Source organism: Mesorhizobium sp. BH1-1-4 (genome assembly GCF_020165665.1).
Taxonomy (GTDB): domain Bacteria; phylum Pseudomonadota; class Alphaproteobacteria; order Rhizobiales; family Rhizobiaceae; genus Mesorhizobium.
Genome location: NZ_JAIUIN010000012.1, coordinates 37,431 through 53,226, shown reverse-complemented (window position 1 = coordinate 53,226; position 15,796 = coordinate 37,431). Strand labels below are relative to the sequence as shown.

14 protein-coding genes are annotated in these 15,796 nt (G+C 65.5%); 7 read left to right on the top strand and 7 right to left on the bottom strand.

From position 1 onward, the window contains the following. Positions 1-12 precede the first annotated feature (12 nt). Positions 13-756: a glucose 1-dehydrogenase gene (locus tag LB569_RS20395; protein ID WP_140710015.1), complete on the bottom strand. Its 744-nt coding sequence runs from the start codon at positions 754-756 to the stop codon at positions 13-15. Positions 757-898: 142 nt separating this feature from the next. Here LB569_RS20395 and LB569_RS20390 point away from each other — a divergent pair, with 142 nt between their 5' ends. Further along, positions 899-2,395: an aldehyde dehydrogenase family protein gene (locus tag LB569_RS20390; protein ID WP_224693858.1), complete on the top strand. Its 1,497-nt coding sequence runs from the start codon at positions 899-901 to the stop codon at positions 2,393-2,395. A 167-nt stretch (positions 2,396-2,562) separates the two neighbouring features. On the opposite strand, the gene LB569_RS20385 is transcribed toward LB569_RS20390, so the two are convergent. From LB569_RS20385 to LB569_RS20360, 6 genes are all read right to left on the bottom strand, one after another. Then, positions 2,563-3,459, bottom strand: coding sequence for a LysR family transcriptional regulator (locus LB569_RS20385; RefSeq protein ID WP_140710019.1), 897 nt, complete (start codon positions 3,457-3,459; stop codon positions 2,563-2,565). Positions 3,460-3,583: 124 nt separating this feature from the next. Beyond that, on the bottom strand, positions 3,584-5,083 hold the full coding sequence (locus tag LB569_RS20380) for a sugar ABC transporter ATP-binding protein (RefSeq protein ID WP_140710021.1): 1,500 nt from the start codon (positions 5,081-5,083) through the stop codon (positions 3,584-3,586). Positions 5,084-5,086: 3 nt separating this feature from the next. After that, a complete protein-coding gene (locus tag LB569_RS20375; RefSeq protein ID WP_224693857.1) occupies positions 5,087-6,181 on the bottom strand; it encodes a strictosidine synthase in 1,095 nt (364 codons plus the stop codon). Further along, complete coding sequence (locus tag LB569_RS20370) at positions 6,178-8,295, bottom strand: ABC transporter permease (RefSeq protein WP_224693856.1); 2,118 nt, start codon at positions 8,293-8,295, stop codon at positions 6,178-6,180. The genes LB569_RS20375 and LB569_RS20370 overlap by 4 nt, the downstream gene beginning before the upstream one ends. 12 nt (positions 8,296-8,307) lie before the next feature. Continuing rightward, positions 8,308-9,324, bottom strand: a complete 1,017-nt coding sequence (locus LB569_RS20365) for a sugar ABC transporter substrate-binding protein (RefSeq protein ID WP_224693855.1) — start codon at positions 9,322-9,324, stop codon at positions 8,308-8,310. A gap of 34 nt (positions 9,325-9,358) precedes the next feature. Continuing rightward, on the bottom strand, positions 9,359-10,312 hold the full coding sequence (locus tag LB569_RS20360; RefSeq protein WP_224693854.1) for an ABC transporter permease: 954 nt from the start codon (positions 10,310-10,312) through the stop codon (positions 9,359-9,361). A 319-nt stretch (positions 10,313-10,631) separates the two neighbouring features. On the opposite strand from LB569_RS20360, the gene LB569_RS20355 reads away from it, so the two are divergent. From LB569_RS20355 to LB569_RS20330, 6 genes are all read left to right on the top strand, one after another. Next, positions 10,632-10,907, top strand: a complete 276-nt coding sequence (locus tag LB569_RS20355; RefSeq protein ID WP_140710031.1) for a hypothetical protein — start codon at positions 10,632-10,634, stop codon at positions 10,905-10,907. A gap of 196 nt (positions 10,908-11,103) precedes the next feature. After that, positions 11,104-12,252, top strand: a complete 1,149-nt coding sequence (gene eis / locus LB569_RS20350; RefSeq protein ID WP_224693853.1) for an enhanced intracellular survival protein Eis — start codon at positions 11,104-11,106, stop codon at positions 12,250-12,252. Between the two features lie 14 nt (positions 12,253-12,266). Next, positions 12,267-13,094 (top strand): MurR/RpiR family transcriptional regulator, encoded by an 828-nt coding sequence (locus LB569_RS20345; protein ID WP_224693852.1) that lies wholly within the window; start codon positions 12,267-12,269, stop codon positions 13,092-13,094. Continuing rightward, positions 13,078-13,986 (top strand): N-acetylmannosamine kinase, encoded by a 909-nt coding sequence (locus tag LB569_RS20340; RefSeq protein ID WP_224693851.1) that lies wholly within the window; start codon positions 13,078-13,080, stop codon positions 13,984-13,986. The genes LB569_RS20345 and LB569_RS20340 overlap by 17 nt, the downstream gene beginning before the upstream one ends. 64 nt (positions 13,987-14,050) lie before the next feature. Next, positions 14,051-14,758, top strand: a complete 708-nt coding sequence (locus LB569_RS20335; RefSeq protein WP_224693850.1) for an N-acetylmannosamine-6-phosphate 2-epimerase — start codon at positions 14,051-14,053, stop codon at positions 14,756-14,758. Then, complete coding sequence (locus tag LB569_RS20330; RefSeq protein ID WP_224693849.1) at positions 14,755-15,777, top strand: Gfo/Idh/MocA family protein; 1,023 nt, start codon at positions 14,755-14,757, stop codon at positions 15,775-15,777. The genes LB569_RS20335 and LB569_RS20330 overlap by 4 nt, the downstream gene beginning before the upstream one ends. Positions 15,778-15,796 lie beyond the last annotated feature (19 nt).

Below are 15,796 nucleotides of genomic sequence, written 5' to 3'. Positions count from 1 at the left end.
TATGCCAGAGCCTCAAATGCACTTGCCGCCATCAACGTTGAGGTCGACGCCGGTGATCATGCTGGCCTCGTCCGAGCACAGGAACGCGGCGGCATTGCCCATGTCCTGCGGCGTCGACAGCCGGCCGATCGGGATGGTGGCGACGACGCGGGCACGGTTCTCCTCGCCGGAGCCGATGAAGGTGGACAGAAGCGGCGTGTCGCCGGCGACCGGGTTGATGGCGTTGACGCGAATGCCGAAAGGCGCGAGTTCCACGGCCATGGCCCGGCTCGCGGCGATCGCCCAGCCCTTGGAGGCGTTGTACCAGGTGAGGTTCGGGCGCGGCGAGACGCCGCCGGTCGAGGCGACATTGAGGATGGCGCCCGATTTGGTGGATTTGAAATGCGGCACCACGGCGCGGGCGCCGTTGTAGATTGAGCGCATGTTGACGTCGGCTATCCTGTCGAACAGGTCTTCGTCCATGGTTTCCAGCGGCAGCGGCGGCTGCGCGACGCCGGCATTGTTGACGAGGATGTCGAGGCCGCCAAAGGCCGAGCGGGCGAGGTCGGCGGCAGCCGTGAAGCTCCCCAGCGTCGAGACGTCGCCGGTGATGGGCCGCACATTGCCGCCCACCTCGCTCGCGACGCGGGACGCGGCCGCTTCGTCGCGGTCCATGAGCACGACCAGCGCGCCCTCGGCGACGAATTTCCTGACGATACCTTCGCCAAATCCCGAACCGCCGCCGGTGACGATGGCGACCTTGCCTGCAAGTCTCATATCCGTTCCTCCGTTGGCTGAACCATCGGGGAAGACGCACCAATTGCACAGTCCGATTATCTGAACGCCCTTTTAGCTTTCCTTGTTTGAGGTCGGCCGCACCGGGCGTAATAGTCGCCACGGAATTCTCGAGGAGGAAGAGATGACAGTGAATTTCGACCCGAGGGCGAAGGCCACGACGCTCTACCACGGCGAATTCCGGCCGATGTTCATCGGCGGCAAGTGGGTCGCGGCGCAATCCGGTGCGGTGATGCAGGCACTGAACCCGGCGACCGGTGAAGTGCTGGCCACAGTGCCGCGCGGCGGAGCCGCCGATATCGATGCCGCGGTGGCCGCGGCGCGCGCGGCCTTCGAAGGTCCATGGTCGAAATTCTCGCCCTATGAACGGCAGTGCGTCTTGCTGCGCATCGCCGATCTGTTCGAGACGCATTGGGAAGAGCTCAGCGTTTCCGACACGCTCGACATGGGGCTGCCGATCACGCGCACGCTGGCCAACCGCAGGCGCGTCATCGGCATGCTGCGCTTTTACGGCGGCATGGCGACCGCTTTGCATGGCGAGGCGATCGAGAATTCCATTCCCGGCGAAATCGTCTCCTTCACAAGACGCGAGCCGGTCGGCGTGGTCGGCGCCATCATCCCCTGGAACGCGCCGACCGCGGCCTCGATCTGGAAGATCGCGCCGGCGCTGGCCACCGGCTGCACCATCGTGCTGAAGCCTTCCGAGGATGCGTCGCTGACGCCGCTCTTGATCGCCAAGTTGATGCAGGAAGCGGGCGTGCCCGATGGCGTCGTCAACATCGTCACCGGTACCGGCGCGGAGGCCGGAGCGCGGCTTGCCGAGCATCCCGACGTCAACAAGATCGTGTTCACCGGCTCGACTTTGACGGGCCAGGCCATCGCGCGGGCGGGCGTGGCCAATCTCAAGCGTGTTTCGCTGGAACTCGGCGGCAAGTCGCCTGTCATCGTCTGCCGCGACGCCGATATCGACAAGGCCGTGCCCGTCGCGGCGATGTCGGTGTTCGTGCATTCGGGCCAGATCTGCATCGCCGGCTCGCGGCTCTTCGTGGCGCGCGAGATCCATGACGAATTCGTGCGGCGGCTGGCCGAGTTCGCCGGCAGGCTGCGCATCGGCCACGGCATCGAGGCGGAAACGGAAATCGGGCCGCTCATCAACGCCAGGCAGGCCGGCAAGGTCGAAAGCTACATCAGGGCCGGCAGCGACGAGGGTGCTGAACTCGTCGCCGGCGGCGCGCGGCTGACGGGCGCGCTTTATGACGGCGGCAATTTCATCGCGCCGACCGTTTTCGGCGCGGTGTCGGATACCATGACCATCGCGCGCGAGGAGATTTTCGGGCCGGTCATCTCGGCGATGCCTTTCGACACGCTGGACGAGGCCGTGGCGCGCGCCAATGCGACGCCCTACGGTCTGGCCGCCGGCATCTTCACCACCAATCTCGGCACCGCGCACAAGTTGGCGCGCCGCGTCAAGGCCGGCTCGGTGTGGGTCAACATGTACCACGCCATCGACCCCGCCGTGCCGTTCGGCGGCATGAAGATGTCCGGCTACGGCCGCGAGGGCGGCGTCGAGCATCTGCATGAGTATCTGGAGACGAAGGCCGTCTGGATCCAGACCGACTGACGGGTGTGGCGATATTCAGGTGAGGCCGGCCTGCGAATGGCGGCGTTCTGCGCTTCCGGTGCTCACGTACGAAAAGTACGCTCCGCTCCGGTTCTCGAACGCCATCATTCTCGGCTCGGCCTGACCTGAATCTCGACACACCCTGGCGCATGTGCCGGGTGCGTTGCTCAGTGCGCCAGTTCGCGCAGGTTGGTGCGGATCAGGTTCATCAGCTGTTCGGAAAAGGAGTGGTGCACGTAGCCGCGCGCGGTGATGATGCCGACGGAGCGGTGGGCGTCGCGATGGTCGATCGGCACGACCCGCATGCGCTCGTCATTGCGCGAGATGGCGATGCCTGGCACCACGCAGACGCCAAGTCCCGAACACACCAGCGCCACCGCCGTCTGTGCGCTTTCGACCTCGTATTGCGGCTTGAGCTCGATGCCTTCCGCCGCCGTCAGCCGGTCGACAAGGCCGCGCACCGCCGTCTTGCGGTTGAGCAGGATCAGCGGGAAGCGCTGCAGGTCGGACAAAAGCAGCTTCTTCTCACCGCCATGCATTTCCGTGGGGATGCAGGCCATCAGCGGATCGTCGAGGATCGACTCGAACTGGAAGTCCGTCAGGTTCGGCAATTCGGGGCCGATGTAGAACTCGACTTCCTGCTGCTGCAGCAGGCTGAGCGCCGCCTGCGGCGGCAGTTCGATGACCTCGACGATCGAGCGGGGATAGCGCAGCTTGAAGGTGGCCAGTATGTCGCCCAGCCGGCTCGCGGCAAGCGTCGGCGCGCAGGCGATCTGCACCTTGCCCTTGCGCCGCGCGGCGATCTCGGTCAGCCGGTCGAGGCTGGTCTGCACCTGCGACATCGCATTGGCGATCTCCTCGAACAGGATCTGGCCCTCGGGCGTCAGGCTGGCGCGCTGCGCGGTGCGGATGAAGAGCGAGATGCCGATCTGTTCCTCGAGATCGCGGATCTGCATGGAGACGGCCGATGGCGAGCGGTTGCTCTCTTCGGCGGCACGCCGGAAGCTGCCGTTTTCGGCGGCAAGCAGGAATGTCTGCAGAAGTTTGAGGTTGATGCTGGACATGTCCGTTCGGGCAGGTGATCTGTCCTCCTGACCTATTGAGACGCGGAAGCGATTGCAAGGCAATAGGCCGGGCCAGGCGTCGGTCCTTGATTAGCCAGCAAAGATATCCCCGTTCAGCCGGGGATCAGTGGACCGCGGCGAACATGACGCGCTCCTCGGTCGCTTCCGACAGCATCATCTCTTCCACCACACGGCCACGCTTGACCACCAGGATACGGTCGGAAACCGCCAGGATCTCAGGTAGATAGGAGGAGATGACGACGACGGCCATGCCTTGGTCGGCGAGCTCGCCGATCAGTTGATGGATTTCGACGATGGCGCCGACGTCGACGCCGCGCGTCGGCTCGTCGAAAATCACCAGCTTCGGCTTCTGGATCAGGGATTTGGCGATCACGACCTTTTGCTGGTTGCCGCCGGAAAGCTCGATCATCCTGGCGCGGTCACTGATCTGCCGCAGGCTGAGCCGCTCACCCCATTCGCGGGCGAGCTGCCTGGCGCGCGCCAGCGACACCATGGAGACCGGATTGGCGCCTTCGGTCAGTTCACCCATCTGCAGGTTCTCGCCGGCCGTCATGGTCTCGAAGAAGCCGTCGACCTTGCGGTCCTCGGTGACATAGACGATGCCGTCGCGCACGGCGGGCCTCGGCACGCGGTAACGCACCGATTTGTCGAGCAAGCGGATTTCGCCGCCATGGAAGATGTTGCGCTTCAACAGGCCGGCGACGACCTTGGCCATTTCGGTGCGGCCGGCGCCGACGAGGCCGAACATGCCGGTGACCTGGCCTGAAAAGACCGAGAAGGAGGAGTTGCGCACCAGGCCGGCGCAGGACAGGTTCTCGACCGAAAGCACCTTGTCGCCATAGGGGCGCGCCGCGCGCTTGACCTCGCCATGCAGCGTTTCGGTCAGCGTGCGGCCAACCATGGCCTGAACCACGGAAGCGCGGGTGAAGCCCTTGGCATCGCCGGACGCGACGATCTCGCCATCGCGCATGACGGTGATGCGGTCGGCGACGGCGAGTGCCTCTTCCAGCGCGTGGGTAATGAAGATGACGGCGATGCCTTCCTTCACCAGGCGATGCAAGAGATTGAAGAAATGGCGCTTTTCCTCAGGCGTCAGCGTCGCCGTCGGCTCGTCGAAGATGATGACGCGGGCCTTGTGGTGGACGGCGCGGGCGATCTCGACCATCTGTTTGTGCGCCGCGCCCAGCGTGCTGACCTGTGCGGTCGGGTCGACCTGGAAACCCATGCCGGCGAGGAATTGGCGCGCCTGGATGTAGAGGCCGCGCAGCCGGTTGAACATCTTCTCCTCGCCGAGATAGAGGTTTTGCGCCACCGTCATGGCCGGCACCAGATTGGTTTCCTGGTAGACCATGGCAATGCCGGCACGCAGCGCCTCGGCCGGTGCCGAGAACGACACGTCCTTGCCGTCGAAGGTCATCTTGCCCTCGGTCAGCTTGAAGACGCCGGCCATGACCTTGGTTAGCGTCGACTTGCCGGCGCCGTTTTCGCCGAGCAGCGCGTGGATCTCGCCCTTGCGCAGGTCGAAATTGACATTCTTGAACGCCGGGATGCGCGAGAAGGCCTTGGTGGCGTCCCTGAGTTCGATGATGTTGGCGTCCGACATCGCTTAGCCTCGCTTGCCGCCGGCGGCGTTCGCCACGCGCACGATCCTCGATCCGCCACGCGAGGCGACCAGCAGATCATCGCCCGCCTCGCAGGCGCTGAGCGTGCCGTGCACCTTGCCATCGGCACGCGAATGGAAGCTCGACAGCGGCTTCATGTTCTGGTCGCAATGCACCACCAGCCCGTAGGACCGGGTGACTGCGTAAGGCTTCAGCACGTTCATCTGCTTCAACTGGCTGCCTTGCATCGGCTCGCGATAGTCGCGCCATGAGCCGAGCGACGGCGCCATCCAGTAGGCTTCGGGAACCTCCGCCAGCATGCGCTTGCGATAGGTCTCCTCGCGCAGGATGAACTCCACCAGCTGGTTGCGCACGGAATAGAAGGTCAGCCAGTATCCGGCGTTGAAAGCGGGCGCGATGCGGGCGGGATAGGCCGGCAGATGCTCCAGCACCGGCAACGTCGCCTTGGTGGCAAGGTCGATCGCCAGCACGCGGTGGCGCCAGGCCTCGGTGACGTAGACGCGGTTGGAGCCGGTGGTGGCGATGCCGGCCGGCCAGGCGAGATTGTCGCGGATCAGCTCCAGCCGGCCGTTTTTCAGGTCGAGGCGCCAGAGCGAGCCGGAGGCGTTCTTCTCCATCAGGTCGCGGCGCCAGCCGCTTGCCGGCAGCACGGCCGAGCCGTTGGCCACCAGCAAGGTGTTGCTGTCGAGGAAGGTGAGGGCGGTGACGCAGGAGAGACGCCGGGCCTCGTCACCCGTCGCCTCCCGCCCGTCGTGGAGCCCGCCGCGAATGACGACGCCCGTGCCGTCGATGGCCATTGCGGTCATGCCGCGGGCATGGGCAAGTGCCGTGATCTCGCCGGGAAACTCCTGCAGCACCTCGGCATGGCCGTCGGCGCCAAAGCGCATCAGCCGGTTCGCGCTGCTGGCCAGTATGCCCTTTTCGGTGCGCACGAGATTGTCGGCCTCGGCGAGGCCGGCAAATGGCTCGGCCTCTTCCAGCCTCTGGTTGGGCAAGAGCGGTCCGTCGAGCGTCGGCACCGTCACGGCCCAGTCGCCACGGCCGAGGAAGCGGTCAAAAAGCTGGCTCAAACCGCTCATGGCTTTTTGCCCCAATAGGAATCCGAGCTGAACCAGTTGGGATCGACGCCCTTCAGGGGGAGCGTGCCCATGCGGTTGTTGAAGATGCCGCAGAGGTAGAGGATGCCCTTGTGCTCGCGCATCGAGGTGATCATCGGGTGCTTCTCGCCGGCCTGGTCCCACAGGCTTTCGAGGATCTGGCCGTTCTCGTCGAAGCGCAGCATACAGCCGGTGTTGAGGTTGGGCATCAGCCAGGCGTCTTCCGAAACGCGCCGCGCCATGCGGCGGCGGAAGCCCGGCATCTCAAGCGAGAGATCCAAGGCCGGCGTGCGCATGCCCATCAGGGCCAGCCAGTAGGTTCCGTCGGAGGCCCGGTTGATGTTGTCGGGATAGCCGGGCAGGCCCTCAAGGACGCGCTCGACCTTGCCCTTCTTGGGGCCGTCGAAATAGTAGCGGCTGATGCGGCAGGCCCAGCTTTCGGCGAACAGCACCGACTGGCCGTCGAAAGCGGTGCAGATGCCATTGGGGAAGACGAGGTTCGACAAAAGCGTACGGGTCGAACCGGTTCTGGGATCATGGACGATGATGCGGCCATTGCCCCGGCTTTCCAGTGCGTCGGCATACCAGTCATGCATCTCGAAGCGCACGGTCGCTTCCGAAAAGACGATGCGGCCATCGGGGAGGATATCGCAGTCGTCGGCGAGTTTCATGGTGGAGTCGTCGACCACCGAGGTCAGCGAGCGGTTGGTCTCGGCGGTGAGCAGCTTCACCTCGCCGGCAGGCGAGACCCGGTAGAGGCCCATGCCGGCGACGCAGATGACCAGATTGTCGTCGCGGTCGAAAGCCATGCCGAGCGGCGAGCCGCCAATATGGGCGAACACTTCGCTTTCGGTGTAATGCGGTGGCTGGAAGCGCAGGATGTCGCCCTGGCGGCTGCCGGTGTAGAGACGGTCCTGCCGGTCGAAGATGACGTCCTCGGCGCCGTCGAGAAAGCCGAGGCCGATGACGCCGACATCCTTCAGCCGGTCGTTCACCGCCATCGGCGCGCCCGGCGCGGTCGAGATCGCCTGCGGCATCTTGGCGAAGGTCGGCGAGATGTAGACGCTGCGCAGGATCTTGTGGCGGTTCTTCACCCAGCGCACGTCGAGCAGCACCGACAAAAGCAGCACGAAGCCGAGGATCAGGAAGTTGACAGGGCCGGGAACGGCGAGCGCAAGCAGACTGTTCGAAAGCACGAGCACGAAGACGGTGCCCATCAGCGCCTTGGCGACGGAGCCGCGCCCGCCGCCGAGCGAAATGCCGCCGAGCACGGTCGCGGTCAGCACCTGCAGTTCGAGCCCGGTGCCGATGTCGGAAGCAGCACTGCCGATGCGGGCCGAGAAGAAGAAACCGGAGAGCGCCACCAGCACCGAGCACAGGACATAGGCGCTGAACAAGGTGAAGCGTACATTGATGCCGGCATTGTAGGCGGAGCGGCGCGCCCCGCCGACCGCGAACAGCCGCCAGCCATAGCGGGCGCGCGACAGAACGAGGTGGATGGCCAGCGCGATGACCACGAAGACGACGAAGGATGTCGGCACGCCCCAGACCGTGCCGAAGCCGAGGAAATCATAGGTCGGCGAATCCGGCCCGCTGGTGACGATCGGCGTCGAGACCCGCGGGAAGACGATGTCGAAGGTCGAGCGGTAGATGATCAGCGTCACCAGCGTGGTGAGGAACGCCCGCATGCGCAGGAAGCCGACCAGGAAGCCATTGATGGCGCCGCAGACGACGCCGAGACCAAGGCACGCGAGCAGGCCGGTGCCGAAGCTCCATTGCTCGACATTCATGCCGTAGAGCGTGACCAGCACGGCGAGCGCGAAGGTCGAGCCGACCGACAGGTCGATGCCGCCGGAGACCATGACGATGGTCATGCCGAGCACGACCAGGCCGAGTTCCGCGGTTTGGCCGCTGAGATTGGTCAGCGTCGTCAGATCGAAGAAGCCCGGCACGATCGAGCCGAAGATCGCGCACAGGATCACCAGCGCCGTGAAGGGGATGACGCTGTCGATCCACTTCTTGGTCAGGATCTCCCCGACCACGTGGTCGGGGAGCAGGCGGTAGCGCCAGCGCACAAGGCTTTCGGCCAGGCTCATCAATGAAGTCCGTTACTTGAGCTCGTCCAGCTTCCAGCAGTTCCTGCCGGTCGCATTGGTCTTGTCGACGCGGGTGATCGGGCCGAAGAAGATGGTCTTCTCGCTGCCGGCCTTGCGGTCGGGCTGCTGCAGCAGTTCGGAGATCTGCTGCGCGGCGATCTCGGCCTGGATCGGGGCGTTGAAGTTGAAGATGACGTCGAGCAGCCCGTTCTTGATGCTCTCGCAGCCGGTGGCGCTGCCGGCGCCATTGGTGACGATGGTCACCTGGTCCTGCTTGCCGGCGGCCGCGACGGCGGCACCGGCGCCGACTTCGGCATTGTCCCAGATGCCCATGATGCCGCACAGATCCGGATGCTGCTGGAGGACGGTCTCGGTGATCTGGCGGGCCTTTTCGCTCATATAGTCGGCCGGCTGGTCGGAGACGAGCTGCAGTTCGGGATTGGCCTTCAGCACCTCGTCGATGCCGGTGCGCATGTAGATGTTGGCGGCGCCAGTCTGGACGCCGGCGAGCCACACCACTTTGTGCGAGACGGCGTTAGGCCCGGTGCAGTGCTTGGCCAGTTCGCCCATTTCGAGGCGGCCCATCTCGATCCAGTCATTGCCGACATAGGAATCGGTCTGGGTCGCCGACTGCATGTTGACCTGCAGCACCTTGATGCCGGCGGCCTGCGCCTGCTTCAAAAGCCGTGCGTAGGTCTGCACATCGGGGTTCTGGACGATGATCAGGTCCGGCTTCTCGGCGATCGCGCCCTGCATGGCGCGGATACCGGCATTGGTGTCGCCGGAGGGATCGCGCACTTCGAGGGTGAAGCCGTAGCGGGCGGCGTGACGCTGCCACACCACCACCCATGCCTGGTTGAGGTCCATGCCCTGCGAGATCGGCACGAAGATGACCTTCTTGCCCTTCAGCGCCTCGAGATAGGTCGAGCGGCCGACCTGGTCGGTTTCCTGCGCGCCCGTGACTTGCGCCGCGCCCAGCAGCGTGAGCGCGGTGAGCCCCGCGAACAGCCAGTTCTTGAACAATCTCATGGTTTCCTCCCTGATTGATGTCTTGGTTGTTGTTTCAGATGTCGCCGCTCTGCGAGGTCTGCTCGTCACGCGGATTGATGATGGCGTCGATCGCCAGGGCGCCCAGCAGGATCACGCTCTTGATCAGGTTCTGGCTGGTGTAGCTGAAATTCAGGATGGTCATGCCGTTGGTCAGGATGCCGACCAGGATGGTGCCGACGATGACGTTGCGCACGCCGCCCTGGCCGCCGGAGAGGCCGATGCCGCCCAGCACGACGACCAAAAGCACGTCGTAAATCAGGCTGGAATTGTAGAGGCGCGTGTCGATGCCGGTGACCAGACCCAGCATGATGATGCCGGCGGTATAGGCGATGAGGGCGCTGATGACATATTGCGTCACGATGATCGGGCGCGTCGGGAGGCCGGTGGTGCGGGCCGCGTTCGGGTTGTCGCCGGTGGCATAGACCAGCCGACCGAAGCGGGTCTTCTTCAGGAAGAAGCCCATGAGCGCGGCCACCGCCGCGAAGATGATCACCGACATCGGGATGCCGAGGACGGTGCCGTTGCCAACGAATTTCAGCCAGCCGATATCGGACGGGGCATAGAGCACGTCGGAGGCAAAGACGATGCGGCCGGAGCCGTAGACCGACGAGGCGATGGCCAGAGTGGCGAAGATCGGCGGGATTTCGGCCACCGCCACCATGATGCCGGTGAACAGACCGATGGCCGCGACCAGGACGGCGCCGCAGATGATGGCCAGCGTGAAGTCGACGCCCCAGGTGGAGATCCAGATCGAGAAGGCGACGCCGACGACCATCACCGCCACCATGGTCAGATCGATGCCGCGGCCCACGACGATGAACCCCATGCCGACCGCCAGCGTGCCGAGGATCGAGACGTTCTTGAGGATGGCGAGGATGTTGCCCTGGCTCAGGAAATTGTTGAGCGTCGCCGAAAACACGACGAAGAGAACGGCCGAGATCGCGACGACGACGAGTTCCTGGGACATTTTGATGCCCGGGCGCGCGCTGTCGGATTTGCCCGAACCAGCCAATGTCCTTCCTCCCTTGCCGCAGCCATGAGCGGCAGCCTGCCCGTGCGGCCCCCCTGCCGCCCGGCGATTCCTCCGCAGCCTTGAGCCGGCTGCCTCCCACAAGACCATTGCGGCTCGAGGCGGCAGGGGCAATTTCGATTTTCTGATGCGCTGTGCAGTTCGGTCCGGACGCGTCGCCGGACCGCCGCAAATCGGCTGGCGCGCCTTGCCAAGGGAACTTTTCGCCGTCCGATGATTTGGATATAGATGGAGTCCGAACAGAAGGGTGTTTGCGATGACGATCAAACGGTTGGCGATCTGCGCTGTTGCTCTGGCAATGGGTTGCGGCATGTCCTCTTCGGCATTGGCCGGGTCCAAGCATCGTCATCATCAGGGCGATCAGGAGCGATACGTTCCCGCCGATGACGATCTCATCGACTTCCTGTTCGGCGGCCCGCGTTATTACGACCAGCAGCTGTTCACGACGGCCGCCGGGGCCTGCTCCTATCACCGCACAGGACCGGACGGCTTTGCGATAAACAAGATCAACGATCACCACTGCGGGAAGTGATCGGCTGACGCTCGCCGGCCATCAGGCCGGCACGTTGCGAACGTGACACGGTCCACTGGCGCGGACACGCGTCCGGCTGGGCGCTATCCTGAACGACCGGCCATTACCTCCCGAGCATACCGGCCGATCATTGCCGCCGGCCATTGCGAATTGGCGATTTCAGGTTATGATGAAAATCTCCAATCGTGAGGCCGATATGAAGAAAAACTCCAAAACTGTCGTTGTCGAAGCGGCGACGACCGGGGATGCCCCTGAGATCGCGCGGCTGATGAGTTGGGCCTTCGGCTTCGGCAAGGCGCGATCGGACGAGTATATCGCCCATGTCGGCCTCGGCTCGCTCAGGCTGCTGCGCGGCGAAAGCGGGCAGCCGGAGGCCTGCGCGGCGCTGCTCGAGACCGCGCATGTCTTCCATGGCAAGCCGGTGCCGGCGGCCAACATCGCGCATGTGGCGATCGCGCCCGAGCGTCGCGGGCAGGGGCTGGCGGTGCCTTTTGTCGACGCGCTGTGCGCCGAGGCCCAGGGCAAAGGAGCTGCCATCGTCACGCTGTTCGCCTCGACGCGGCCGGTCTACCGCAAGAGCGGCTTCGAGCTCGCCGGCCACGAGATCGTCTACGAAGCCGAGACGTCAAGCCTGCCGGCCGCGAGCAAGCTCGGCTTCGAGCGCGTCGAGCTCGGCGATCCGCGCCTTGCCGTTGCCTATGCGGCCAAGGCCGGTCGCGAGGCTGGGCTGCTCAGCCGTGGCGCCGCGCATTGGAACGAGCTGCGGCGGGAGCCGACCGATGCCCTCGCCGCCTATCTTGCCGAAGGCGAGGCGGCCTATCTGATCCTGGACATGGGCGACGAGGCCCGCCTCCTGGTCCGCGACTGGCATGCCGCTTCCTCGGAAGCCGCGCAGGGCGTGCTTTCGTTCCTGGCCAGGTTCCGCTCGGTCTATCCGGTCGTGCGCTGGCATGGCGGCCCGCAGGATGATCTGGTGGCGGCGATGCCGGACAAGGGCTGGCGTCTCGCCCATCAGGAGGAATGGCTGCTGCGGGTGCTCGATCCGGCCGCGGCGCTCCGCCAGCGCGGCTACCATGTCGACAATATGAGGCTTGCGCTGCGCATCGGACCCGCTGAGGCGGCGCTGGAGATCGAGATCAGGGATGGCGTGGTCGAGATCCGCGAGGCAACCGGAGGCAGCCCGACGATTGCCGTGCAGGCGCCGGCCTTCGTGCAGATATTCACGGGCTTTCGCAGCGCCTCGAAACTGGCGCAGTATGGCCAGGTGACCGGCGATGCGGCTGATATACATCTCTGTGACCAGCTGTTTGCCGGACCGCCGCCTTGGGTGGCGGAGCACTTCTAGGAACAGGGAAATCCATGACACATGCGCTTATTGCCTCGCTGAGGGCGGCGGCGGGAGACATGACGCCGGCGCTGGCGCGCGTCGCCGAGACGGTGCTGGCGCAGCCCGACGCGACCTTGCGCCAGAGCATCACCGAACTCGCCGAGGCCTCAGCCTCGTCCGAAGCCAGCGTCATGCGCTTTTGCCGCGACCAGGGTTTCACCGGCTTCCAGGATTTCAAGCTGGCGCTGGCCAAGGAACTGGCCACCGACGAGCGGGCAAGGGACATCGGCTTGCCGACCGACGATATCCAGCGGCTGGTGGAAACCGCCATCATCTCGCTGCGCGAAACCGAGCAGCTGATTGTCCGGGAGGACATCGCCACGGCCTCGCGGGAGCTGCTGGCGGCGACGGCGATCGACTGCTTCGGTATCGCCGCCTCCGCGATCACGGCGCAATACCTCGCCTACAAGATGACCCGCATCGGCAAGCTCAGCCGTGCGCTGGGTGACGCTCATCTGGCCGTGATGGCCGCGGGAACCACGCAGAAGGGCGCCGTGCAAGTTGTGATTTCGAGTTCCGGCTCGACCATAGACGCGGTGCGCATCGCCGAACTCGCCCGCTCGCAAGGCGCCTTCGTCATCGGCATCTCCAACCGCTCGAAGAGCCCGCTGGTCGCCGCCTGCGACCTCGCCCTGATCGCGTCCTGGCCGGAGACGCCGCTGACCGGCGGCGCGTTTCCGTCGAAGATCAGCCAGCTTTTGATCGTCGATGCGCTGGCGGCCGAGATGATGCGGCAGGATCCGGCGCGGCTCACGCTGCTCGGCCGCACGGCGGAGGTCGTGAGTGACCGCAGCTTCTGATCGTGCGGTGTTTGCCCCGGTTCTGGCCATCGACATCGGTGGAACCAAGATCGCCGCGGCCGAAGTGCAGGGTGGACGGTTGCACGACAGGCGCCAGACGGCGACGCCAAGGACGGGCAGGGGCGACGATCTGGTCGCGGCCATAGCCGCGCTTGTGCCCAGGCACGCGCCAAGCGCCGTCGCCGTCGCCACCACCGGCATCGTGCGCGACGGCGCGCTGACCGCGCTCAACCCGGATACCTTGCCGATCGAGAACGGCTACCCGCTGGCCGACGCGCTGGAAAGCGCGCTCGGCGTGTCGCCGCTCGTCGTCAACGATGCCCAGGCGGCTGCCTGGGCCGAATTCTCCGTCGGTGCCGGCCGGGGTTTTCGTAATTTCGCATTCTTCACGGTTTCCACCGGCATTGGCTGCGGTCTGGTGATCGACGGCCGCCTGCAGATCGGCGCCACGGGGCTCGCCGGCCATGCCGGGCACATGACGTCCGATCCCGGCGGCGTGATCTGCGGCTGTGGCCGGCGCGGCTGCCTGGAGACGGTTGCATCCGGTACGGCGCTTGCTCGCCGCGGCAGCGAGCGGCTCGGTCGTCCGGTCGGCGCGCCGGACCTGTTCGCGGCCGCCAATCAAGGCGATGGCCGCGCCGCCGAGGTGATCGCCTCCGCCGTTGACGCGCTGGTCAACGGCTTCGCCGACCTGACGGCCGCCGTCGACATCGATTGCTTCGCGGTCGGCGGCGGCGTCGGGCTGGCGCAGGGTTTCATCGAGGCCCTGCGGGCGCGTTCCCTGCGGCTTCCGGCCGTCTTCCAGCGCCCGATCATTGCCGCGCAGGCCGGCGCCGATGCGGGTCTGCTGGGGGTGGCGCTGCGCTATGAAGGAAATTTTCATCTAAAATAATTTCTTGACAAAAAGCATCATCCGCGATTGATTGCAGGGGTAACGCTCGAAGGAGAAGCCCCAGGTGCAAGGCGATGTGCTCGCTCAGCTCGATGGAACGCTGGTCGTCTCGTGCCAGGCGGAATCCGGCATGCCGCTCGACGCTCCCGAGCACATTGCCGCCATTGCCCGCTCGGTGGTTCTTGGCGGCGCGACCGGGGTGCGCATCGAGGGTGTGGCAAACATGGAAGCCGTGCGCCGGCGGGTCAGCGTTCCCATCATCGGACTGATCAAGGCGCGGCGCGGCGACACCGAGATCTACATCACGCCCACGCTTGCCGATGTCGCATCGATCATCGACGCCGGCGCCGACATCGTGGCGCTGGATGCCACCAGCCGGCCGCGCCCGGCCGATCTGAAGACGATGTTCGATGCGATCGCGGCGAGGGGACGCCTGTCGATGGGCGACGTCAGCACGCTCGACGAAGGCAAGCGCGCCCTGGACGCCGGCGCCTCGCTGATCAGCACCACCATGGCCGGATACACGCCTTATTCCAATCAGCAGCGCGGGCCGGACTTCCAGCTGATGGAGCAGTTCGCCGCGGCCGGCCTGCCGTTCGTCGCCGAAGGCCGCATCTGGACGCCGCGGGAAGCCGTCCGCTGCTTCGAGCTTGGCGCTCGCTTCATCGTCGTCGGCGGCGCCATCACGCGGCCCGATGCCATCACCCGCGGCTTCGTCGACCAGGTCGGGTCGTGGAGCGCCAATTCGCAGTTGAAGAGGAACCAGTCATGATCAAGCGCCGCCGCGTCGCCGTTATCGGTGCGGGCTTCATGGGTTCCATGCATGCCGCGATCTTCACTGACATGGTCGGCTGCGAGCTGGCGGCGATCGTCGACCCCAATCTGGAGCTGGCCAGCGCAGTCGCGGCCAAGGCGCCGGGCTGCAAGGTCTATCCCGGGCATGAGGCGCTGCTGGCGGGCGAGCGCGATCTCGACCTCGTCTCGATCTGCACGCCCGACAATCTGCATCTGGCGCCGGCGGTTGCCGTGGCCAGGGCCGGCATCAACATCTTCGTCGAGAAGCCGATCTCCTCCACGGTCGAGGATGCGCGGGCCATCATCGCGGCTTGCGATGAGGCCAAGGTCAAGCTCGGCATCGGCTATCTCCTGCGCTTCGATCCGCGTTACGCCGCGGCCAAGGAGCTGATGATTTCGGGCAAGATCGGCGAGCCGATCCACATCTACGCCCGGCGCAACAGCGCCCGCACCGAGGGCCCCAAACGTTATGGCGGCAAGTTGCCGCTGGCGCTGCACGTCACCGTCCACGACGTCGACATGGTGCTGTGGATGCTCGACGGGCAGCACCCGGTTTCCGTCTATGCCCAGCAGACCGACATTCTGCTCGGCGCATCGGGCACGCAGGACAGCCTGGCCGCGATCGTGCGCTTCTCCGGCGGCACGGTGGTGAATTTCGAAAGCGCCTGGTCGCTGCCGGCCGGCGCGCGCCACATGATCGATGCGCGCATGGAGCTGATCGGGACGGAAGGTTCGTTCGAGGTCCAGTGCGGCGACAGCGGCCTCTATTACGCCAGCAACGAGACGTCGCGGGAGATCGACACCCAGCACTGGCCTGTCGTCAACGGCCGTCTCGACGGCGACCTGGCGCGCCAGCTCGGCGGTCTGCTTGCCTGGCTCGACGGCGCCGACATGCCGATCGCCAGTGGCCGCGACGGCCTTCGTTCGCTCGAACTCACACTGGCGATGATGCAGTCGGCGCGGAGCGGCGAAATCGTGCGCCTCGGCGGAGCATGATCCCGAAAAGTGGTTGCCG

Excerpts from the sequence above, each read along its gene's own strand:
- LB569_RS20395 (WP_140710015.1), bottom strand. The coding sequence starts at position 756 with ATGAGACTTGCAGGCAAGGTCGCCATCGTCACCGGCGGCGGTTCGGGA.
- LB569_RS20390 (WP_224693858.1), top strand. The coding sequence starts at position 899 with ATGACAGTGAATTTCGACCCGAGGGCGAAGGCCACGACGCTCTACCAC.
- LB569_RS20385 (WP_140710019.1), bottom strand. The coding sequence starts at position 3,459 with ATGTCCAGCATCAACCTCAAACTTCTGCAGACATTCCTGCTTGCCGCC.
- LB569_RS20380 (WP_140710021.1), bottom strand. The coding sequence starts at position 5,083 with ATGTCGGACGCCAACATCATCGAACTCAGGGACGCCACCAAGGCCTTC.
- LB569_RS20375 (WP_224693857.1), bottom strand. The coding sequence starts at position 6,181 with ATGAGCGGTTTGAGCCAGCTTTTTGACCGCTTCCTCGGCCGTGGCGAC.
- LB569_RS20370 (WP_224693856.1), bottom strand. The coding sequence starts at position 8,295 with ATGAGCCTGGCCGAAAGCCTTGTGCGCTGGCGCTACCGCCTGCTCCCC.
- LB569_RS20365 (WP_224693855.1), bottom strand. The coding sequence starts at position 9,324 with ATGAGATTGTTCAAGAACTGGCTGTTCGCGGGGCTCACCGCGCTCACG.
- LB569_RS20360 (WP_224693854.1), bottom strand. The coding sequence starts at position 10,312 with ATGTCCCAGGAACTCGTCGTCGTCGCGATCTCGGCCGTTCTCTTCGTC.
- LB569_RS20355 (WP_140710031.1), top strand. The coding sequence starts at position 10,632 with ATGACGATCAAACGGTTGGCGATCTGCGCTGTTGCTCTGGCAATGGGT.
- eis (WP_224693853.1), top strand. The coding sequence starts at position 11,104 with ATGAAGAAAAACTCCAAAACTGTCGTTGTCGAAGCGGCGACGACCGGG.
- LB569_RS20345 (WP_224693852.1), top strand. The coding sequence starts at position 12,267 with ATGACACATGCGCTTATTGCCTCGCTGAGGGCGGCGGCGGGAGACATG.
- LB569_RS20330 (WP_224693849.1), top strand. The coding sequence starts at position 14,755 with ATGATCAAGCGCCGCCGCGTCGCCGTTATCGGTGCGGGCTTCATGGGT.